Origin of the sequence: Streptosporangium sp. NPDC051023 (assembly GCF_040689595.1) — a bacterium.
Classification (GTDB): Bacteria; Actinomycetota; Actinomycetes; order Streptosporangiales; family Streptosporangiaceae; genus Streptosporangium.
This window is the reverse complement of record NZ_JBFBCE010000127.1, coordinates 1-20,260: the sequence shown is the minus strand read 5'-3', so window position 1 is coordinate 20,260 and position 20,260 is coordinate 1. Positions and strand designations below refer to the sequence as shown.

At 70.0% G+C, this 20,260-nt stretch carries 21 protein-coding genes; 6 read left to right on the top strand and 15 right to left on the bottom strand.

Features of this window, described 5'->3' with window-relative positions; all coding sequences use genetic code 11:
• Positions 1 to 41 precede the first annotated feature (41 nt).
• From AB0395_RS44370 to AB0395_RS44335, 8 genes are all read right to left on the bottom strand, one after another.
• Positions 42 to 386: an RNA polymerase-binding protein RbpA gene (locus AB0395_RS44370; RefSeq protein WP_089205581.1), complete on the bottom strand. Its 345-nt coding sequence runs from the start codon at positions 384 to 386 to the stop codon at positions 42 to 44.
• Positions 387 to 531: 145 nt separating this feature from the next.
• Positions 532 to 1,887, bottom strand: coding sequence for an MFS transporter (locus AB0395_RS44365; protein WP_366293165.1), 1,356 nt, complete (start codon positions 1,885 to 1,887; stop codon positions 532 to 534).
• 59 nt (positions 1,888 to 1,946) lie between these two features.
• The gene (locus AB0395_RS44360; protein ID WP_366293163.1) at positions 1,947 to 2,744 is read right to left on the bottom strand and encodes a glycerophosphodiester phosphodiesterase; all 798 of its coding nucleotides are present in this window, start codon (positions 2,742 to 2,744) and stop codon (positions 1,947 to 1,949) included.
• Positions 2,745 to 2,855: 111 nt separating this feature from the next.
• Entirely contained in the window at positions 2,856 to 3,443 is a 588-nt protein-coding gene (locus AB0395_RS44355) for a TrmH family RNA methyltransferase (RefSeq protein ID WP_366293160.1), read from the bottom strand.
• A 104-nt stretch (positions 3,444 to 3,547) separates the two neighbouring features.
• On the bottom strand, positions 3,548 to 4,159 hold the full coding sequence (locus tag AB0395_RS44350) for a methyltransferase (protein ID WP_366293158.1): 612 nt from the start codon (positions 4,157 to 4,159) through the stop codon (positions 3,548 to 3,550).
• A gap of 32 nt (positions 4,160 to 4,191) precedes the next feature.
• Positions 4,192 to 5,139 (bottom strand): VWA domain-containing protein, encoded by a 948-nt coding sequence (locus tag AB0395_RS44345; RefSeq protein ID WP_366293156.1) that lies wholly within the window; start codon positions 5,137 to 5,139, stop codon positions 4,192 to 4,194.
• Positions 5,136 to 6,083 carry a DUF58 domain-containing protein gene (locus AB0395_RS44340; RefSeq protein ID WP_366293153.1) on the bottom strand — a complete coding sequence of 316 codons (948 nt, stop codon included), beginning with the start codon at positions 6,081 to 6,083 and terminating at the stop codon, positions 5,136 to 5,138. Before AB0395_RS44340 ends, AB0395_RS44345 begins: the two co-directional genes overlap by 4 nt.
• 8 nt (positions 6,084 to 6,091) lie before the next feature.
• Complete coding sequence (locus AB0395_RS44335; RefSeq protein WP_366293151.1) at positions 6,092 to 7,096, bottom strand: MoxR family ATPase; 1,005 nt, start codon at positions 7,094 to 7,096, stop codon at positions 6,092 to 6,094.
• A gap of 115 nt (positions 7,097 to 7,211) precedes the next feature.
• Here AB0395_RS44335 and AB0395_RS44330 point away from each other — a divergent pair, with 115 nt between their 5' ends.
• The gene (locus tag AB0395_RS44330; protein WP_366293149.1) at positions 7,212 to 7,976 is read left to right on the top strand and encodes a hypothetical protein; all 765 of its coding nucleotides are present in this window, start codon (positions 7,212 to 7,214) and stop codon (positions 7,974 to 7,976) included.
• A gap of 26 nt (positions 7,977 to 8,002) precedes the next feature.
• On the opposite strand, the gene AB0395_RS44325 is transcribed toward AB0395_RS44330, so the two are convergent.
• Entirely contained in the window at positions 8,003 to 8,644 is a 642-nt protein-coding gene (locus tag AB0395_RS44325; protein WP_366293147.1) for a response regulator transcription factor, read from the bottom strand.
• Between the two features lie 163 nt (positions 8,645 to 8,807).
• Between AB0395_RS44325 and AB0395_RS44320 the strand changes: the two genes are divergently transcribed.
• The 3 genes from AB0395_RS44320 (at position 8,808) to AB0395_RS44310 (ending at position 11,084) form a co-directional block, all read left to right on the top strand.
• Complete coding sequence (locus tag AB0395_RS44320; RefSeq protein WP_366293144.1) at positions 8,808 to 10,466, top strand: catalase; 1,659 nt, start codon at positions 8,808 to 8,810, stop codon at positions 10,464 to 10,466.
• A gap of 53 nt (positions 10,467 to 10,519) precedes the next feature.
• Positions 10,520 to 10,672, top strand: coding sequence for a hypothetical protein (locus AB0395_RS44315; protein WP_366293142.1), 153 nt, complete (start codon positions 10,520 to 10,522; stop codon positions 10,670 to 10,672).
• A 139-nt stretch (positions 10,673 to 10,811) separates the two neighbouring features.
• The gene (locus tag AB0395_RS44310; RefSeq protein ID WP_366293140.1) at positions 10,812 to 11,084 is read left to right on the top strand and encodes a WhiB family transcriptional regulator; all 273 of its coding nucleotides are present in this window, start codon (positions 10,812 to 10,814) and stop codon (positions 11,082 to 11,084) included.
• A gap of 187 nt (positions 11,085 to 11,271) precedes the next feature.
• Here AB0395_RS44310 and AB0395_RS44305 read toward each other — a convergent pair whose 3' ends face one another.
• Together AB0395_RS44305 and AB0395_RS44300 are read right to left on the bottom strand one after the other, a co-directional pair.
• Complete coding sequence (locus AB0395_RS44305; protein ID WP_366293138.1) at positions 11,272 to 13,344, bottom strand: catalase; 2,073 nt, start codon at positions 13,342 to 13,344, stop codon at positions 11,272 to 11,274.
• Between the two features lie 124 nt (positions 13,345 to 13,468).
• Entirely contained in the window at positions 13,469 to 14,518 is a 1,050-nt protein-coding gene (locus AB0395_RS44300) for an NAD-dependent epimerase/dehydratase family protein (protein ID WP_366293136.1), read from the bottom strand.
• Between the two features lie 223 nt (positions 14,519 to 14,741).
• On the opposite strand from AB0395_RS44300, the gene AB0395_RS44295 reads away from it, so the two are divergent.
• Complete coding sequence (locus AB0395_RS44295) at positions 14,742 to 15,686, top strand: winged helix-turn-helix domain-containing protein (protein WP_366293134.1); 945 nt, start codon at positions 14,742 to 14,744, stop codon at positions 15,684 to 15,686.
• 69 nt (positions 15,687 to 15,755) lie between these two features.
• Positions 15,756 to 16,040, top strand: a complete 285-nt coding sequence (locus AB0395_RS44290; RefSeq protein WP_366293132.1) for a DUF427 domain-containing protein — start codon at positions 15,756 to 15,758, stop codon at positions 16,038 to 16,040.
• A 120-nt stretch (positions 16,041 to 16,160) separates the two neighbouring features.
• On the opposite strand, the gene AB0395_RS44285 is transcribed toward AB0395_RS44290, so the two are convergent.
• From AB0395_RS44285 to AB0395_RS44270, 4 genes are all read right to left on the bottom strand, one after another.
• A complete protein-coding gene (locus AB0395_RS44285; RefSeq protein WP_366293130.1) occupies positions 16,161 to 17,348 on the bottom strand; it encodes an FAD-dependent monooxygenase in 1,188 nt (395 codons plus the stop codon).
• A complete protein-coding gene (locus AB0395_RS44280; RefSeq protein ID WP_366293128.1) occupies positions 17,345 to 18,220 on the bottom strand; it encodes an SAM-dependent methyltransferase in 876 nt (291 codons plus the stop codon). The genes AB0395_RS44285 and AB0395_RS44280 overlap by 4 nt, the downstream gene beginning before the upstream one ends.
• Positions 18,221 to 18,420: 200 nt before the next feature.
• Positions 18,421 to 18,732 carry a hypothetical protein gene (locus AB0395_RS44275; protein ID WP_366293126.1) on the bottom strand — a complete coding sequence of 104 codons (312 nt, stop codon included), beginning with the start codon at positions 18,730 to 18,732 and terminating at the stop codon, positions 18,421 to 18,423.
• A gap of 491 nt (positions 18,733 to 19,223) precedes the next feature.
• Positions 19,224 to 19,685, bottom strand: coding sequence for an arginase family protein (locus AB0395_RS44270; RefSeq protein ID WP_366293168.1), 462 nt, complete (start codon positions 19,683 to 19,685; stop codon positions 19,224 to 19,226).
• Between the last annotated feature and the right edge of the window lie 575 nt (positions 19,686 to 20,260).

Sequence of the window (20,260 nt, the reverse complement as noted above, 5' to 3'; positions counted from 1 at the left end):
CCCTTGTTCAGGGGCCGGGGGTTCAGGGTTCGTCGAACGGTTCAGGCGCTCTTGCGGCGCTGGGCGCGTAGAATCGCCAGGCGCTCGTTGAGCACCTCCTCCAGGTCCTCGATCGTGCGGCGTTCCAGCAGCATGTCCCAGTGGGTCCGCGGGGGCTTGGCCTTCTTGGCCTCTGGCAGCTCGCCGTCCACCCGCAGGGCGGTCGCCCCGCACATACGGCATTCCCAGGTTGCCGGGATCTCGGCCTCCGCGGCGAGCGGAACGTCGAATCGATGGCCCTTCGGGCAGGTGTAGGACACCTCCTGGCGCGGGGCCAGATCGGTGTTGCGGTCGTTCTCGTAGCTGGTCGCCCCGAGTCGGGTACCGCGTAGCGCACGCTCGCCCATGTCTCAATGCCTCCTGAGGGCCCCGTCGTGAGGGGTTCGTCTCCCACGGCGTACAACGCTTGATACCGTGTGTGGATTCCCACACATGGGGTGATCCAATCGCGCGTTCTCGACCCGGTCTGAGGCGAGGCCCTTTCCGAGGCCCTCAGACGCGTTCCGGCACCGGGTTTCCCGCGGCCCTGATCGCCTTCGGCAGGTTGACGGCTCCCAGCATGATGAGGCCGAGCAGGAAGAACACCAGCAGCGAGAGGATGCCGAGCCGGTAGCTGTCGGTCAGCTGAAGGGCCAGGGCCAGGGCGAACGACCCGAGGAACGTCGAGCCCTTGTCGCTGATCTCGTACAGGCTGTAGTACTCCGCCTCCTTGCCCGCCGGGATCACGTGGGAGAACAGCGAACGGGACAGGGCCTGGGTGCCGCCCATCACGATCGCGATGGCGAACGCGAGCGCGAAGAACGGCAGCGCGGAGCCCCTCGGCAGGAAGTAGGCCACGCCGACCACGGCCATCCAGGCGACCAGCGCGATCATCACGATGCGCTTCGCCCCGAAGGAGGCGGCGAGCCTGCCGAGCAGCAGCGCGCCGCCGAAGGCGACGAACTGCACCATCAGGATCGCCGCGATGCGCGCGGTCTGGCTCAGCCCCAGCTCCTCGTCCGCGTAGGTGGCCGAGAACGAGATGACGGTCTGCACCCCGTCGTTGTAGATCAGGTAGGCGACCAGGAAGGCCAGCGTCAGCGGGTAGTGGCGCAGCCCGACGATGGTGCGGCCCAGCTGCCTGAAGCTCCCGGCCACCGCCTGGCCCGCGCTCTCGGTCCCCGGCGCCCGCATCCACCGGTTGCGCAGCCGCAGCATCGGGATGACCGTGAACCCGGCCCACCACAGACCCGCGGAGGCCAGGCAGATGCGCACGGCGTCCCCCTCGGAGACGCCGAGGGACTCGTGCCCGAGGAAGAGACCGAGGTTGAGGGCCAGCAGCAGGCCGCCGCCGAGGTAGCCGAAACCCCATCCCTGGGCGGAGACCCGGTCACGCTCGTCGGCGGAGGAGATCTCGGGCAGGAACGAGTTGTAGATGACGAACGCCGCCGCGAAGCCCAGGTTGGCGATGATGAACAGCGCCCCGCCCAGCAGGTATCTCCCGTCCGCGACGAACCACAGGCAGATCGTGGCCCCCGCGCCGATGTAGGCGAACAGGCCCATGAGCTCCTTCTTGCGGCCCGTGTGGTCGGCCAGGGCTCCGGCGACGGGCATCAGGATGATCTGCAGGATGGCCGCGGCCCCGACCACGAAGGAGTAGTAGGCGCTCGGCCGTACGTCGAACCAGAGCACCTCGACGTACGGCCTCCCCGCGGCGGCGTTCTTCGCGATCGTCGTCAGGTAGGGGCCGAGGAAGACCGTCAGGACGGTCGAGTTGAAGGCGGAGTTCGCCCAGTCGTAGAAATACCAGCCGCGCTGCTCTCTGCGACGGGCCAGGGGGGAGTCCTCGACGGCCTGTTTTGCGGTCATGGGCGTCCTCGGTTCACTGGGGGAGGGCGGGAGGAAATCCGGGGGGACGGTGAGCCCGCTCAGACGGCGATGCCGCCGGAGTGCCACTGCCCGCGTGCTTCCAGCACCTTGCGGAGATCGGAGATGTTGTCGGTCATCACACCGTCGACGCCGAGATCGAGCATGCGCTCCATCTCCCGGGGGGCGTTGACGGTCCACACGTGGACCTGCATGCCGAGGGCGTGCGCCGTACGGACCAGCGCGGGCGTGGTGATCCGCAGCCCGCGGAAGCCCGCGGGGACCTGCGCGCAGGGCACGCCCGCGCGGGCCAGGCGGACGAGCAGACGGCCGTAACCCGAGGTGGTCGCCGCCGCGCGCAGGGCCGCGACGCCGCGCGGGCCCAGCGAGGAGCACACCGGCCTGCCGATCGCGGCGCGGGCGCGGGCCAGCCGCTCGTCCGAGAAGGACGTCAGGCAGATCCTGTCGTAGGCGTTGGTCCGTCTGACCGCCTCGGCCAGCGGCGCGATGGCCGAGGCCTCCTTGACGTCGATGTTGAAGCGCGCCTCGGGCCAGGACCCCAGCAGGTCGTCCATGAGCGGGATCTCGTCGACACCGTCGATCCGCGCCTCGCGCACCAGTCGGTACGGCAGGTCGGCGATCCGGCCCCGCCGGTCGGTCACCCGGTCCAGGGTGTGGTCATGGAAGGCGAGCAGCACCCCGTCCGAGGTGGCGTGCGCGTCGGTCTCCAGATAGGTGTATCCGAGCTCGACGGCGCGGGCGAACGCGGCGTGGGTGTTCTCCCGGCCCTCGGCCGCCCCGCCCCTGTGGGCGAAGGCGAGCGGGCCGGGATGGTCGAGGAAGGCGTAACGGTGCTGCACGTGCAGGAGTATGCCCGGTGTGAGCGCGGCTCGTCATCGTGACGAGATGAACGTTTCGAACGTTTGGGTCATGGGACGCGCCGTCGCGCTCACTGCCGGTTCACTGCCGGCTCACTCCTGTCCCGCGGTCTCGCCCGTCGTCGCCTCGGCCCCCGCCTCCAGAGCGGACCACTCCCGGCGTCGGACCTCCGCGACCGCGATCGCGGTCGCGACCGCCACGTTGAACGAGCCGACCCGGCCGACCTGCGGGATGTAGCAGACGGCGTCGGCGGCCTCCAGCAGCGCGGGGGAGCAGCCATGGTCCTCACTGCCGACCACCAGGCACACATCGCCGTCGAGCTTCGCCTCGTGCAGCGGAACCGCGTCTCCGGTCAGCTCGACCGCGACCACGGTGAACCCGTCCTGTCTCGCGGCCCGTACGGCCTCGGCCACGGGGACCGGCTCCTCCCAGGCGACCAGGCGGTCCGTGCCCAGCGCGGTCTTCTGCGCCTTCGGGTTGGTCGGGGGAGTCGCGTTGCCCGCGAGCCAGATCCGCTCGACGCCGAAGGCGGCAGCCGTGCGGAAGATGGAACCGATGTTGAACGGGCCGGTAACCGACTCCACGATCAGGGCGAGCCGCCCCTCGGTGTTCCTGCGCCAGGTGCGGTTGAGCCGCTTGACGTCGGTCGGCCGCAGTTGCCTGCGCGGGTTGGCGGTCATCGGTCGCTCACCGTTCCTTGATCGTTCCTCGTTCGTTGCGCGCCCGCCCCGGATCGGTCCGGGGACAGGGCGCGTGTCTTTCTCCCGCGCGTCCATCGGCCCGCTCACCGCTCCTGGGCCGCCGCGCGGGCGCCGACCCGGAGAATCCGGTAGGAGGACCGGGAGGCGGCGCGCTCCGCGGGCCAGCCCTGCTCGTTCAGCCAGCGCTGCAGGGAGTCGGAGCCCAGGTGCTTCTGGACGACCAGGTGGGCGACGCCGTCCGGTGTCAGCCGCGACAACCAGCGGGCCAGCATCTCGTGCATCGCGGTCTTGCCGATGCGGATCGCCGGGTTCGACCAGATGGCGGAGAAGCGGACCTCGGGCGGCACCTCGTCCACATGCACCGACCTTACTTTGTCAAGGGCGGCGGCCTTTGCGTTCCGCGCGCACAGCTCGACCGACCTGCGGTTGACGTCGACCGCCCACACGGTCGCCAGGGGAGCGCGCGAGGCCATCGTCAGCGCGATCGGCCCGTAGCCGCAGCCCAGGTCGAGCAGGTCGCCCTCGGGGGGAGGAGCGGGCACGCTCTCCAGCAGGATCCGGGTGCCCTGGTCGATCCGTTCCGGGGAGAAGACCCCGCTGTCGGTCTCCAGTCTCAGGTGAAGGTCGGGGAGTACGAGCGTGACCAGGCCGGGACGGCTGGCGGTCTCGGGACGCTCCTCGAAGTAATGGGCCACGTCGTAGAACGTTACCAACGGCGGGGAGCGGGTCAGGGCAGTCGCGACCCCAGCAGCCCCGCCGCGGAGGCGACCAGCAGCCCGGTGACGATCGCCGCGACGACGAACCACTGGCTGATCTCCTGGTTGACCGTCCGGTAGCCGAGCGAGGTGCCGATCTGCTCGTAGACCTCCCGGAGCTGGCTGCTCGACTCGGCCTCGTAGGCCCGTCCCGAGGTGCCGTCCGACAGGGTCTGCAAGGTGTTCTTGTTCACCGGCACGTTCACGTCACGCCCGTCGATCGAGACGGTGCCCTCCTGGGTGCCGTAGGCGATCGTGGAGACCGGGACACGCGCGCCCATCGCCGCCTCGATCGCCTCGGCGACCGACCGGCCCGAGGTGTTGTCGCCGTCGGACAGCAGCACGATCGCGGCGGGCGGCGGGTCGGTGACCGCCTGCTGGTCGAAGGAGCGGATGGAGTCGATCGAGCTGAAGACCGCCTCGCCGATGGCGGTGCCCGCCCTGGTGGTCAGGGTGCCGAGCGAGGTGGCGACCGCCTGGTGGTCGGTGGTCGGGGAGACCACGACCGAAGCCGAGCGTGCGAAGGCGACCACCCCGACGTTGAAACGCTCAGGCAGGTCCCTGACGAACTTCTGGGCCGCCTCCTTCGCGGCGGTCAGCCTGTTCGGCGGGACGTCGGCGGCCTCCATCGACAGCGAGACGTCCAGCGCGATGATGATCGTCGCGCGGTCGCGCGGTACTCGCACGGAGTCGGCGGGCCGGGCGGCGCCGACGATCAGCAGGCTCATCATCAGCAGGAACAGCACCGGGGCCACGTGCCTGCGCCAGTCGGGCCCCGAGGGGGCGACCAGCGTGAGCAGCGGCAGGTTGGTGAAACGCACGGCATAGCGCCGCCGGGCGAACTGGGCGGCCACGTAACCCGCGACGACCAGGGCGAGCACGGCGAAAAGCCACAGCCACGCCGGTGAGAGGAAGGTCATCTGGCCACTCCTGAGGTGGGGGGCCGGTGCGCCAGGTGTGCCATGCGCCGCTGCCGCAGGACGAACTGCGCGATGTCCGCGATCCAGTCGCGGTCGGTGCGCAGCACCAGATGCGCGACCCCGCAGCGGCGCAGCGCCAGCTGGGTGGTCGCCCGCTGCGCCGCGGCCGCGCGCGCGTAGGCGGCGCGCACCTTGGCCGTCAGGCGGATCCTGCGGTCGCGGCCCGACTCGGGGTCGGTCAGGGTGACCAGGCCGACCGGTGGCAGCTCGAGCTCGCGCGGGTCGATCACCTCGATGGCCAGCACCTGGTGGCGGGCGGCCAGGCGGCGGATCGGCCGCTCCCAGGGCAGTTCGACGTCCGGGTCGAGGGTCGGCTCGGCGTCGAGGAAGTCGGAGACGACCACCCGCAGGCCCCGGCGCCGCCGCGCGGAGGCGAGCACCTCGATCGCCTCTGCCAGGTCTGGGGCCCCCGCGACGGGGCGACCTCTGGGGGCGTCCATCAGCGAGTGCAGCAGGCCGTACAGGGCGGGCTTGCCGCCTCGTGCGGGCATCCGGTGGATGTACTCGTCGTGCAGGACATACGCGCCGAACCGGTTGCCGATCCGGCCCGTCAGGAAGCCGACCGCGCCGATCGCGGCCACGACCAGGTCCCTCTTCTCCATCCCGGCCGTGCCGAAGTCCATGCTGGGCGACAGGTCGGCCAGCGCCCAGGTCTCCAGCTCCCGGTCGGCGATCAGGTCGCGCACGTGCGGGACGGTCGTGCGGGCGGTCACCGCCCAGTCCATCCTGCGAATGTCGTCCTCACCGGGGACGTAGACCCTGCTGTCGCCGAACTCGCTGCCGGGGCCGGGAAGAAGCCCCTCGTAGGAGCCGTGCAGCAGCCCGTCGAGGCGCTTGACGATGGTCAATTCGAGCCGGCGCAGGGCCTGCTCGGAAGCGCTCATGACGCCCGTCACCGGGGTCCCTGGTTCCACACGACCAGAGGCGGCGGTACGGCGGCCAGCACCTGCCTGACCACGTCCTCCGGGTTCACCCCGTCCGCCAGCGCGTCGAAGGTGAGCATCAGCCGGTGGGACATCACGTCGACGGCCACGTCCCGGACGTCGTCGGGAAGCAGGTAGTCGCGGCCCCTGAGCAGGGCCAGGCCGCGCCCGGCGGAAACCAGGCCGAGCGTGGCGCGGGGGCTGACCCCGATCTCGATGTTGTCCTCCAGCTCCGCCAGGCCGTACTCGGCGGGGGAGCGGGTCGCCATCACCAGCCGGACCACGTAGTCGGCGACCAGCTGGTGCACCGAGACCTGGTCCGCCGCCGCTTGCAGCGCGATCAGCCGCCCGGGGTCGAGCACGGGTTTCGGGGTAGGCGGGGTCACGCTCATCCGGTGCAGGATCTCCAGCTCCTCGTGGGCGTTGGGGTGGGCGACGCGGACCCTGAACAGGAACCGGTCACGCTGGACCTCGGGCAGCTGGTAGACGCCCTCCGACTCGATGGGGTTCTGGGTGGCCAGCACGATGAACGGCTTCGGCAGCGGGTGGGTCCGCCCAGCCAGCGTCACCTGGCGCTCGGCCATGACCTCGAGCAGCGCCGACTGGACCTTGGCCGGGGCGCGGTTGATCTCGTCGGCCAGCAGGAAGTTGACGAACACGGGCCCGAGCTCGACGTCGAAGGCCTCGCGGGAGGGGTGGTAGACCCGGGTTCCCACGATGTCGCTGGGGACGAGGTCGGGGGTGAACTGGATGCGGGCGAAGTCACCGCCGACCACGGTGGCCAGGGTGGAGGCCGCCAGGGTCTTGGCGACGCCGGGCACGCCTTCGAGCAGGCAGTGACCGCGGGCGAGCAAGGCGACGAGCAGCCGCTCGACCATGTGCTCCTGGCCGACGATGACCCGCCGGACCTCGGTCAGGGCCTCGCGCAGCAGCGCGGTGTCGATCTCGCTCGGCAGTTCTTCCGCGACGGTCATGTTGATATTCCACCAAATGAAATGCCGAGTCGCACGGCTGGCCGGGTCCCCATTTCCTGTTCGTACCCACAACGGCGTCCATGTGGACGGGCCGTCGTGCCCGCCGTGTGCTTTCATGGCAGGCGTGGCCAGTCCGCTCCAGTACGGTGACCCGCCCCAGCTCGGGCCCTTCGTCCTGCAGGCCCGCCTTAGGGTCGGGCCGGCCGGGCTGGTCTACCTCGGGCAGGGGGCGGACGGCAGGGCCGTCTCCGTCGCGGTGCTCACCAGGGGCGCCGCGCTCGACCCCGCGGCCCGCGACCGGTTCGTCACCGGGATCCGCGAGGCGACGGCGAGCCGCTCGGGGATGCGGGGCTGGATGGCCAGGGCGGCGCGCGGCCGTACCGCGGTCGCGGACGTGACACCGCAGGTGCTGGCCATGGACGGCGGGAGCGCGCCGTGGGTGGCGACGCCGTACGAACCGAACAGGGCGGGGGCGGAGCGGTTCCTTGAGCCGGTGCTGGTGCGCGGCACGCTGATCGGCGAGCAGCACGGCCCCGACTTCGCGCCGCACTGGGTGAGCGACCGCTCTCCCGCGCTGCCCGCTCCGCCGAAGGGCGCGCCGCCGCCGGTCGAGACCCGCCGCTCGGTGATCCTCGCGGGAGCCGCGCTCACCGTGCTGCTGGTGCTGCTCGCGGTGATGGTCCTGCTGTTGCTGCGCAGACAGGAGGAGGGGGCGCCGCCGCCGAGGCCGTTGCCGCAGACGACGTTCGTGCCGACCCCGCCGCCGGTCCCCGCGACCACGGAGCCGGGGCAGCCGACGCCCTCGCCGTCCCCCTCGGAGAGCGGGACGGGAAGCCCCGGGCCACGACAGGGCGACGAGAACGACGGTGCCCCCATCTGACGGGCCGGTCCGGGAACGAGGGCGGCTCAGTGAGGCGAGACGAAGCCCGACTCGTAGGCGGCGATGACGGCCTGGGTGCGGTCGCGGGCCTCAAGCTTGGCCAGTACGTTGCTCACGTGCGTCTTGACCGTCTCCATGCTGACGACCAGCTCGGCGGCGATCTCGCCGTTCGACAGGCCGCGGGTCATCAGGCGCAGGACGTCGCCCTCGCGTGAGGTCAGCCGGTCGATACCGGGGACCGTCCTGCCGCCCGCGTGCGGGGTGGCGAGGGCGCGGATGGCGGAGGGGAACAGCAGGGAGTCGCCGGTGGCCACGGTCTTGATCGCCCTGACCAACTCGTCGGGACGGGTCCGCTTGAGCAGGAAACCGCTCGCCCCCGCCCGCAGCGCCTCGTAGACGTAGTCGTCGTTGCCGAAGGTGGTGACCACGACGACCTTGGGCGGTTCGGGAAGCGAGACCAGCCGTCTGGTGGCCTGGATGCCGTCGACCCCCGGCATCCGCACGTCCATCAGCACCACGTCGGGGCGCAGCTCGCGCACCACGCTCAGGGCTTCCGCTCCGTCCGCGGCCTCACCGACGACGGTGAGTCCGGGCTCGGAATCGATGATGATCCGCAGACCCACACGAATCAGGTCCTCGTCGTCGGCGATCACTACGCGCAGGGTCATGGCCACGACCCTACAAAGAGCCGCCGGTGTTCAGGCGACCTTCCTTCTTGTGGAGATTTTTCCCCTACCGGCTATAAGACGCTCTTTGTCGGATATGGAGCTAGGTGTACCGAAAGAGTGTGGTACGCCGGAAGTGACCGCCGCACGGAAGGAAGCGTCAACTATGACGGACGTGTCGAGCATGGGGCCGCGGCAGGGTGACGAGCGCCCGGTGCTGACCAATCGGCAGGGACACCCGGTCTACGACAACCAGAACCAGCGCACGGTCGGCGCGCGAGGCCCGGCGACGCTGGAGAACTACCAGTTCCTGGAGAAGATCAGCCACTTCGACCGGGAACGGATCCCCGAGCGGGTGGTCCACGCCAGAGGAGTGACCTCCTACGGGTACTTCGAGGCGTACGGCAGGCTGGGAGAGGAGCCGATCAGCCGTTACACCAGGGCGAAGCTGTTCCAGGAGGCGGGCAAGCGCACCGATCTGGCCGTGCGGTTCTCCACGGTGATCGGGGGCAGGGACTCCTCGGAGGCGGCGCGCGACCCGCGCGGGTTCGCGGTGAAGTTCTACACCGAGGACGGCAACTGGGATCTCGTCGGCAACAACCTGGCCGTCTTCTTCATCAGGGACGCCATCAAGTTCCCCGACGTCATCCACTCGCTCAAGCCCGACCCGGTGACGTTCAGGCAGGAGCCGGGGCGGATCTTCGACTTCATGTCGCAGACGCCGGAGAGCATGCACATGCTGGTCAACCTCTTCAGCCCGCGCGGCATCCCGGCGGACTACCGGCACATGCAGGGCTTCGGGGTCAACACCTACAAGTGGGTGAACGAACAGGGCGTGACGCGTCTGGTGAAGTACCACTGGATGCCGAAACAGGGCGTGCGGAGCATGACCGCGCAGGACGCGGCGGCCGTACAGGCGCAGGAGCTCGGGCACGCGACCAAGGACCTGCACGAGGCGATCAACCGCGGTGACTTCCCCGAGTGGGAGCTCCTGGTGCAGATCATGACCGACGACGAGCATCCGGAGCTGGACTTCGACCCGCTGGACGACACCAAGGTATGGCCGGAGAACGACTTCCCGGCCCTGCCGGTCGGCCGGATGGTCCTCGATCGTACGGTGGCGAACAATTTCGCGGAAAACGAGCAGATATCGTTCGGCACCGGCGTCCTGATCGACGGGCTCGACTTCTCCGACGACAAGATGCTGGTCGGGCGGACCTTCTCCTACAGCGACACCCAGCGTCACCGGGTGGGGCCGAACTACCTGCAGCTACCGGTGAACCAGGCCAAGAACGCCGAGGTGCGAACCAACCAGCGCGACGGGCAGATGACCTACCGCGTCGACGGAACGGGGGAGAACCCGCACGTCAACTACGAGCCGTCCATTACCGGAGGGCTACGCGAGGGGAGCTACCCCACCCACGACGAACAGGGTCCCATCGTCTCAGGGCGGCTGACCCGCAAGCGCATTCCCAGGACCGACGACTACCGGCAGGCCGGGCAGCGCTATCTGCTGATGGAGCGGTGGGAGCGCGACGACCTCGTGCTGAACCTCGTCACCATGCTGTCCCAGGCGGGGCGGCCCGTCCAGGAACGCATGGTCTGGCACTTCCTGCTGGTCGAGGACGAGCTCGGCAGGCGGGTTGGTGAGGGGCTCGGAATCAGTCCCGAGGACGTCGCCCACCTGGAGCCGCTGGCGAACCAGGACCTGACCGAGGAGGACCGCGAGCGGCTGTCCAACCTGGGCAAGAACGGGCCGCGCGACGTGTCCGGCCTGAAGATGACCCACTGCGTCCCCGACGAGCGGGTGGTCGTCGGAGGCTGACCCCGTGCGGGAGCTGATCGCTGCTCGCGCGGGTCCGGGGGAGACGGGAGGCGGTGCCTGACGCATCCGCCTCCGGTGGCCCGAGTCTGTACGGCGGGACCTTCGGGGCGCCGCTCGACGAGGAGGCGAGCGCGGTGACCACCCGTGGAACGGGGCACGTGATCGACGTCGGCGTGCCTCGGACGGGGGCGCCACGCGCCTCCTGACACCCGCTTTTCAGGGAAACCCAAGGTCAAGACGCCCTGATTTTTCCTCCGAAAAGGTATGAATGTGCTTTTTTGCGGGCACCCGATCCAGAAGCCGGGTCGCCATCCGTCGAGCTTCCTCACCGTCATTGGATCGCCTATGTCTATTCAGGGCAACGTCATCCCCATCATCCATTGGTCGCGCCGCTCCTCCTGTCTCAGCGAGGATCCCGAGCTTTTCTTCCCCGTCTCCGCTGAGGGGCCCGGGCGGGAGCAGTATGAGCAGGCCAAGGCCGTGTGCCGCCGCTGCCCGGTGCAGCGCCGCTGCCTGGAGTACGCCCTGAACACCCATCAGATGTACGGAGTGTGGGGCGGGACCACTCCGGACGAGCGCAGGGCGGCCATGTCGGCGTTGAGGCGCAGGGCCAGGTGATCCCCCGGGCCGTCCGGGTTCAGCCGGGCGGCGCCGTACCGTCGAGGGCTGAGGAGTCCCGTGCGTGATGCCCGGATCCGTCGCAGGCGTGTGTCATATCCGGCTCCTGGCCGCCGGTCGGCCCCTGTCACCTGTGAGAGCCGGGGACCCGTACGGGGCCGTGTGCCCGCGTACGGGTCCCCGGCGCTCACGCGGATATCCGCTCGGTGGGGCGGTCAGGGTGGCGGTGCGCCGCGACCGCCTCGGCGAAGGCGCCGGCGAAACCATCCAGATCCCCCCGCGTCTCGACGACCACTCCCGGCGGCGAGCCCGGCTCGACCCCGACGGCTTCGAGCAGCTCCGCCCCCGCGCCCACGGCGCCGACGGCCTTGCCATGCTTGAACGCCTCCGAGACGAAGTGCAGGGCGTCGCCGTCCTCGGTCAGCGTCTGGACGCTCCGCTTCCCCCCGGGCACCAGCACCGCGTCGTACAGTACGGAGGCCACAGTGGTCAGCGGGCGCGTCACCTCGAGCCGCTCGCCGTTCTCGCCCCGCACCGTGCCGCCCAGCGCGGCGAGCACCTCGCAGGTCGCCCCCATGCCGTTGAGCGCGTCGCGCACGCTCTCGACCTGCGCGGTGTCCACGCCGTCCGCGGCGAGGATGGCGATCTTCCTGGTCGCGACGCTCCGTACCGGGTCGCTGTCCTGGCTGAGGGCGGGCGAGCTGCGGCCGTGGTTGGGCGTCGCGGCGCTTTCCGGAGGCTCGGCCCCGATGCCCTCGGCGACCTGTACGGCCAGCTCGTGGTCGACGTTGTTCAGGTTGCGGATCACGCCCTCGCGGATGTGGGCGTGCTCGACCTTGCCGAGCTCGAAGCGGAAGGCGGAGACGATGTGCCTCCTCTCCCAACCGGCCATGCTGTTCCAGAACAGGGTGGCCTGGCCGTAGTGGTCGGCGAAGCTCTCGCTGCGCCTGCGGATCTTGTTTCCGTCAACCCGCTCCTGGTAGTGCGTGTAGGCGCCCTCGCCGCCGGGCAGCGGGTAGCCGCCGCCGAGGGAGTTGGGGTTGTAGCTCGCCTGGCCCCGGGAGATGGCCGACTGGTGGTAGCCGTCACGCTGGTTGTTGCGCACCTCGGCGATCGGCCGGTTGACCGGGATCTGCGGGAAGTTCGGGCCGCCGAGCCTGATCAGCTGGGTGTCGAGGTAGGAGAACAGCCTGGCCTGCAGCAGCGGGTCGTTGCTGAAGTCGATGCCTGGCACCACGTTGCCGAGGTGGAAGGCGACCTGCTCGGTCTCCGCGAAGAAGTTGTCCGGATTGCGGTCGAGGACCAGGCGCCCGACGGGGCGTACCGGCACCTGCTCCTCGGGAATGATCTTGGTGGCGTCGAGCAGGTCGAAGTCGAAGGAGAGCTCGTCCTCCTCGGGCACGAGCTGGACGCCCAGCTCCCATTCGGGGAAGTCGCCGTTCACGATCGCCTCCCACAGGTCTCTGCGGTTGAAGTCGGGATCCTTCCCGGCGATCTTCTGGGTCTCGTCCCAGACCAGCGAGTGCACGCCGAGCCCGGGTTTCCAGTGGAACTTCACGAACGTGCCCCGCCCCGAGGCGTCCACAAGACGGAAGGTGTGCACGCCGAAGCCCTGCATCATCCGGTAGCTGCGGGGCAGCGCTCGGTCCGACATCAGCCACATCATCATGTGCGTGGTCTCCGGCTGGAGCTGCACGAAGTCCCACAGGGTGTCGTGCGCCGAGGAGGCCTGCGGGATCTCGTTGTGCGGCTCGGGCTTCACCGCGTGCACGAAGTCGGGGAACTTGACGCCATCCTGGATGAAGAAGACCGGCATGTTGTTGCCGACGAGGTCGAAGTTGCCCTGCCGGGTGTAGAACTTGACGGCGAAACCACGCACGTCCCGCACGGTGTCCGCCGAGCCACGCGATCCGGCCACGGTGGAGAAGCGGGTGAACACCGAGGTCTGTAGGCCCGGCGTGGTGAGGAACTCCGCGGTCGTGTAGGCGGCCAGCGAGTCGTCATAGGGTTCGAAGTATCCGTAGGCCCCCGCGCCGCGCGCGTGTACCACCCGCTCGGGGATCCGCTCGTGGTCGAAGTGGGTGATCTTCTCTCTGAAGTGGAAGTCCTCCATCAGCGTCGGGCCGCGCTCGCCCGCCTTCAGAGAGTTGTCGGTGTCGTCGACCCGGATGCCCTGGTCGGTGGTCAGGGCGGTGTCCTGGTAGTCGACCCTGGCCTGGTCCAGTTGCCGGTCCTTTTCCGTGCGGCTGTCGCCGGTCATGCGTCCTCCCGTTGTGACGCCGGACCCAAGATGCCTCGGCGCAGGGCGGCTATACCCGGCGGACTCCGATGAAACGGCAAAGCGGCGGCACTCCCTTGTTTTTCGCGGCCACCTCAGCGGTCTCTCACGGCCAGGTCCCGGCCCCGGCCCGCACCTCGCCCGGCCTGGCGGGCCCGCCCGTCTCGGGAGAGAGCGGCGGGGTGTCCATGCCCGCCGACGTGCGAAGGCCTTCCAGCAACTCCCGCAGGGCGTCGAGCGCCGTGTGGCGGGGACGCCAGCCCAGCTCGTCGCGGGCGCGGGTGACGTCCATGATCGGCATTCTGAGCACCAGGTCGACCAGACCGGGTGAGGCGGGAATCAGACGGAGGTGCCAGGCCACGGCGGCGGCGCTCCTGAGCGCCCACCCGGAGACGGGGACCAGTCTGGCGCCGAGCAGCTCGGCCAGCGCGGGCGGGTCGATCACGGGATCGGCGGCGATGTTGAAGGCGCCGGACGCCGGACGGGTGACCGCCAGGCGGTAGGCCTCGCCGACGTCGTCGCCGTGCACCGCCTGGAACCTGAGTCCCGGGGTGTCCGGGACGAAGGGGATCAGGCCGGGCCGCGCCAGGCGCTGGGGCACGAGAGGACCGCCGAACAGGCGCCGCTGCTCGGTCGCCGACTCCCGTTTGAAGATGAAGCCGGGACGCAGCCGTACGACCCTGGTGGCGGGATGATCCCGTTCGAACACGTCGAGCAGGCGCTCCACGTACGCCTTCTCCCTGCCGTACGCCGCGCCGGGCCAGCCGTCGGTCGGCCAGTCCTCGCCGACGGGACGGTCCTTCGGGCCGGAGGAGTAGGCGCCGACGGAGGAGGCGTACACCAGGACGGGCACACCCTGCCCGGCCACGGCCTCGAAGACGCGTGAGCTGCCCAGGATGTTCGCCCGCCAGGTCGTCACCGGGTCGTGCGTCGGCTGGAACAGCCACGCCAGGTGCACGACCGCGTCGGCTTCGGCGAAGTACGGTGCCAGATCCCGGGTCGTGACGTCCACGGCGTGCCAGGTGGTCTTGCTCGGGCGCCAGTCGGGCAGCCTGCGGGCCAGGCCGACGACGGATGTGACGTTCTGGTCGGCCACGAGGGCGGACACGACACTCGTGCCCACGTTCCCCGTGCCGCCTACGACTACTACGCGCATGTGTACCGCGTGCCCGGGGAAGGACGGTCGAACCCCGGCCTGGCACGGCTTTGCCGTACGGTGGCGTGCCGCCGGTGAAGGCGGTGCGGACGGCCCTGTACCTGGAGCATGATTCCAGCTTTTGTGAAGTATTGAGGCTTCTGGGGTTTTGCTGGCTAGGGTTTCTAAGGTGGGGGCGACAAATGTGGGCGTACGGGTCTGGAGCGAGCTTCGGGTTTCCTCGATGCCAAGGGTCTCGGTCTCGATCTCGCCGAATGTGACGGCGCTGGCGGTGATCGCCGACGCGCTGGCGGGGCGGCGTCGGGGGTTGCCCGAGCCGTTGCGGCGTAGGGTGCGGGAGGCGGTGAGCCCCCAGGGAAGAGAAGTGGTCAGGCCGCTGGGAGCCCCGGGATACTCGGTCGTGCCCGACAGCGTGATCCCGCAGACGCCGATCGGGGACTTCTCGGTCAAGTCGCAGATCGACCTGCTGCGCGAGGTGCCGGAGGAACGCCTGATCGCCGATCTTGAGCAGGCGTTCGGCGGGCAGCGTGTGCCGGAGCACTGGCGCTCCGCCGCGGAGCGGCCGAAGCGCTGGCTCACGGGGTACGCGGCGGCGCTCGGGGACGTGTGGGGTGCGACGGGCCCGTTGTGGCAACAGGCCAGGCCTCTGCTGGACCGGGAGATCGAGCGTATCGGGACCGCGGTGGTCAGGGGCGGCCTCGACGTGCTGCTGAGCTCGCTGAGCGAGCGGATCAGGTACGGCGAGGACGGGCTGCTGATCGCGGACCTGGAGCCGAGCCGATACGACCTCGGCGACCGTCGGATGGTCTTGGTCCCGATGCTGGCCGGGCGCGACGCCGTGATCGTGAACCTGGACCATCCGGATGTGGTGTGGATCGCCTACCCGGTGCCGGGAGCGGACGCGTTGTGGCGGGGGCCGGACAGACGGGCGGCCGACGAGCTGTCCGCGCTGGTGGGGCCGGTGCGCGCGGGACTGCTGCACGCTCTGGGGCAGCCGACGACGATGAGCGCTCTGGCGGCGGGGGCGGGGATGGTGCCCAGCGCGATCACCTACCACTGTGAGCGGCTGGTGGCGTCGGGCCTGGTCAGCCGTGAACGACGGGGACGCGAGGTGTGGATCATCCGTACCCGCAGGGGCGAGGAACTGCTGGACCTGTTCCGGCACTGAGCTGCGGGTACGGCAGGCGGAGCAAGCGAGCGGTGGTCACCCGGGATCGTGGTGTGCGAGCCTTGGCGCATGGCTACTGCGCGCTGGAACGGTGAGGTCATCGCGGAAAGCGATGAAACCGTGATCGTGGAGGGCAACCACTACTTCCCGATCGAGTCGGTTTCCCCCCATTACCTGAGGCCGTCGGAGACGACAACGGCCTGCCACTGGAAGGGAACGGCGAACTACTACACGTTGCACGTCGAGGGCGAGGAGAACCCGGACGCCGTCTGGTACTACGCGGAGCCCAAGGAGGCGGCGGCCCAGATCAAGGGACGGGTGGCCTTCTGGAAGGGCGTCGAGGTCACCGGCTGAACCCGCGGGGGCGGCCCGGAGCCGTCCCCGCACCGGTACGCCACACCTGCCCGCGGGCGGGGCGCGCACCCTCCGGTTCCGCGGAACGGGCGGGACGGCGCAGCCCCTCCCCGGGACGGATCAGCCGACCAGGTCCGGTTCCGCCTCGTGGCCGTACAGCCAGGCGTTCTGCCGCAGCGGATCCCCGTCGGCGAAGGCCGCGTCGCGCTCCCGCTGGGCGGGGCCGTCGGGCAGGTGGTTCTGCACCTCGCGTCCCCGGCTCATCAGCTGGACCTGCGACGCTCTCGGCCTGCGGATCTCCTCGTAACGCAGCAGCGCCCGCGCCGCCGTCTCCGGCGTCGCGGCCCGCAGGCACTCCGCCAGGACCGCCGCGTCCTCGACCGCCTGGCAGGCGCCCTGACCTAAAAAGGGCAGCATCGCGTGGGCGGCGTCCCCGAGCAGGGTGATCCGTCCGTCGGTCCAGCGTTCCAGGGGGCTGCGATCGTACAGGGCCCAGCGCTTGGTGTCCGACGCGGCAGCGATCAGCTGTCTGAGCCGGGGGTCCCACGGCTCGAACTCCCGCGCGAGGTCCTCGAGCCGGCCGTCCGCCGTCCACGACTCAAGCCGCCAGTCGCCCGCGGGCACGATCGCGACGACGTTGATCAGCCGTCCCCCGCTGATCGGGTAGTGCACGAAGTGCCTGCCGGGCCCGAGCCAGATCGTCTGCACCGGCCTGACCGCCAGGCCGGGCGCGTCGGAGGCCGGGACCAGGCAGCGGTAGGCGCACAACCCGGAGAAGCGCGCCGGCGCCTCCGTCACGATCGAGGGCCGTACCGAGGAGTGGATCCCGTCGGCGCCGACGACCGCGTCCGCGATGCCTTTGCTCTCCCGTCCCGCGGCGTCGGTGAAGGTCAGCTCGACCTCCCGGTCGTCCTGCCGCAGACCGGTCAGCCGCCGGTCGAGCCGCACCACCTCCTGCGGCAGCGCCTCCACCAGCATGGCGAGCAGGTCGGCTCGGTGCGCGACGTAACAGTCGACGCCGTACAGCCTGCGGCACTCCGCCCCCATCCGCTGGGAGAACAGCACGCGCCCGTCCTGCCAGCGCCGGAGCTCCCAGGCGGCCTCCAGCCTCACGGCGAAGTCGGCCAGACCTTCCCCGACCCCCGCCCGCACCAGGGGGCGCACCATGTTGGGGGCGACGATGATGCCCGCGCCGACCTCCCGCAGCTCGGCGGCCTGTTCATAGACGGTGACCTCGACGCCCGCCTGTCTCAGCAACAGGGCGGCGGTCAGGCCGCCGATGCCTCCTCCGACGACGGCGACCCTCACCGGCTGCCTCCCGTTTCCGGCCGTTCCAGGCGGCCTACGGCGCCGTCGATCCTGATCCGGAGCGGCTCGTTGTCGGGGAACAGCGGGAGCCCGTCGTCGTTGCGCCAGTTCTGCACGGGGACCAGGCCGGGGTCCAGCAGCTCGAACCGGTTGAACAGGGCGAGCACCTCGTCGTGGGAGCGGAGGACGGAATGAATGGGGGAGTCGGCCGCCGCGGTCCTCAGCTGGGCACGCGCCTCCGGCGCGCTCTCGGCCATCGCGTGCGAGATCGCCAGGTGGCTGCCCGCCGCCATCCGGTCGGCGAACTCCGCGATGATGCCCGCGGGGTCCTCCTCGTCGGTGACGAAGTGCAGCACCCCCACCATGAGCAGGCCGACCGGCTCCGAGAAGTCGATCAGCCGGGTGACCTCCGGGTCCTCGATGATGTCACGGGGCCTGCGGACGTCCGCCTGGACGCTCGTCACGTTCTTGCCGCTGGACAGCAGCACCTCGGCGTGCAGGCGCACGACCGGGTCGTAGTCGACGTAGACCACCGTGGTCTCCGGGGCGATCGCGTGCGCCGTCTCGTGCACGCTGGGGAAGGTGGGTATGCCTGTGCCCAGCTCGATGAACTGCCGGATGCCCAGCCTCGCCATGAACCGCACGGCCCTGATCAGGAAGTCGCGGTTGGCCCTGGCCGCCAGCCGGGCGTCGGGGGCCACCGCCAGGAGCCGTTCCGCGAAGGCCCGGTCGACCGCGAGATTGTCCTTGCCCCCCAGAAGGTAGTCGTAGACGCGGGCCGAGCTGGGGACGCTCGGATCGACGCCCGGGGGAACACGTTCCAACTCCGTCACCGCGACTCCTCCGTCGACGAAGGCCAGCGCGTTGATCATACTGGTCGAATCAGCGCGCGGGGCGGCATATCTGGACCAAGTATCCGTTCTCGCTACCTCTTTCCCGCAGGTCTCCCGGCCGGGATGACGATTGTCTTCGTGTCCCCGTCCTCTCCGGTGTCTCTCCTGTGTCTCTCCCGTGCGGTGAGTGGGTACGGCCGTGCCCGCGCCGGACGGAGGCACGGCCGGTGAGCGGGACGTCAGCGTGTCTGGACCTGGACGCTGATGATCTGGTGGGCGGTGATGTGGGTGGAGGAGACCGTTCCCGCGGGTGCCCAGTCGCTGTAGATCGGGATGTAGCCGACCTCCGCCAGGAAGTGCTTCTGCAGAACGAAGACGCGGTGCTCGCCCGTGCCGCCCGAGCAGTAGCTGCTGGCCGTCAGGGTTGAGGTGTTGACCTCGTAGCTGCAGCCGATCGGGGCGGCGGAGGCGCTGGAGGCGGCCCCGGTGACCATCGCGGCGGTCAGGAGCGCGGTCGCGCAGGCGGCGGAGACCCGTTTTCTGGCATTCATGCATGACTCCTGGGGGTGAACGTCATATGTGTCGCCTGCCGCGGAGGTCCGCGCCGAGATCGCGGCCGTCCGAGGCTCGGAGGGAGACGGAACGAGGACGTCATGCGCGTGCCGGGGCCCGTCGTTCGCCTTTGGAGACGGGGCGGTGAGGCTGCCGTCGCAGACCAGCGCATTTATGGTTAGGAAAGTTTCTTTAAAGAAAAAGATAATCCGACCACTCCGGGCCGTCAACATCCTGTCAGGGGCCATGTGGAAAACGCGTTCCCGGCGGTGCCGGAACACCTTGTCCTCGGCCGCGGCTGTGAGCACGGAGGTCGTGCCGCCGCGCCGGTAGCCCATGGCCGCCAGGGACATGTCCAGCTCGCCGAGGTTTTCCGCGGGGCTGACCTGGACGCGGACCGGCATGCCGCGTTCGCCGTAGAACTTCTCCGCGTGGCTGACCCCGCGGGAGCCGGGGAACGGAGGCAGCGCGGAGTTGCTGCGCTGCCTGTTCACCCCGGGAGTGCGCCGGAGCGGCCAGCCCTCGCGCTCCTCGGTGACCGTGGCGGGCCAGGCGGCGGCGGCCCGCCGTTCGAGTCGGGCGGCCCGTCCCCGAGCAGCGTGCGCAGCACCATGCCGTGGAAGGCGCCGGACGGGGACGACCGCGGTGTGTTCAGGTCACCGTGGGCGTCGAACCACACCACCGCGAGCCGGTCGCCGTGGCGCCGTACCGCGGCGGCCACCGGTTCGAGCTCGACGCCGCAGTCCCCTCCGACCGTGACGACGAGACGGCCCTTGGCGCGGGAGAGTGCTGCCCGGGTCCGTGCCGCCGTCTCTGCCGGCGTCCCGCCGGGCCGCACACGCACCCGTTCCGCGCCGGGAATCAGGGCGGCCGGCAGCGCCGCCCCCTCCTGCAGTCTGCGGGCGGTGGCCGAGGACGACCCCTGCCATTGCGGCACCTCGACGACCATCACTCCGGACAATCCCCTGCCCCCTCCGTCCGCCCCGTTTCCCGTCCGCGCGGCATCCGCGCGAGGCCCGGATGAAATGGCTTTCAGTGCGCGTTCCAGGTGGAACGGCCCAGGCGCGTCGTGGCAGGGCGGGACACATCGCCGACGTCACGTGGGGAGTCAGCCGATCCGTCACCCTATTACGGACACCCGTGACTGGCAATTTAGTACTGTCCATAAATAGGGCTTGTGAGATGAAAACCATCTGCAAATGTCTTGACCTGGGCTCTTACTCAGAAAAGGTCCATATCGTGAAGTTATAGAAAACTGTGGGGTTCAACCCACTCTCGCGCAGTGTCAGCTTTGGTCCAGTCCAGGCTGCCAGGTTTGGTCAGTCCGCCCGCAGCGGCATCGCACATAGCCGGCTCCCTCCGGCCTCGTCGGCGCCGTGCGCGGTCGGCAACACCGGCCGGGCACGACCCCCCCGAAGGCCAAGGAGGCCATTGTGGACGATGAGAACTACCCCGTCGAAGACGTCGACGATGAGAATGAGACCAGGGGCATCAGCCGTAAGACCCTGCTGAAGGCCGCGATCATAG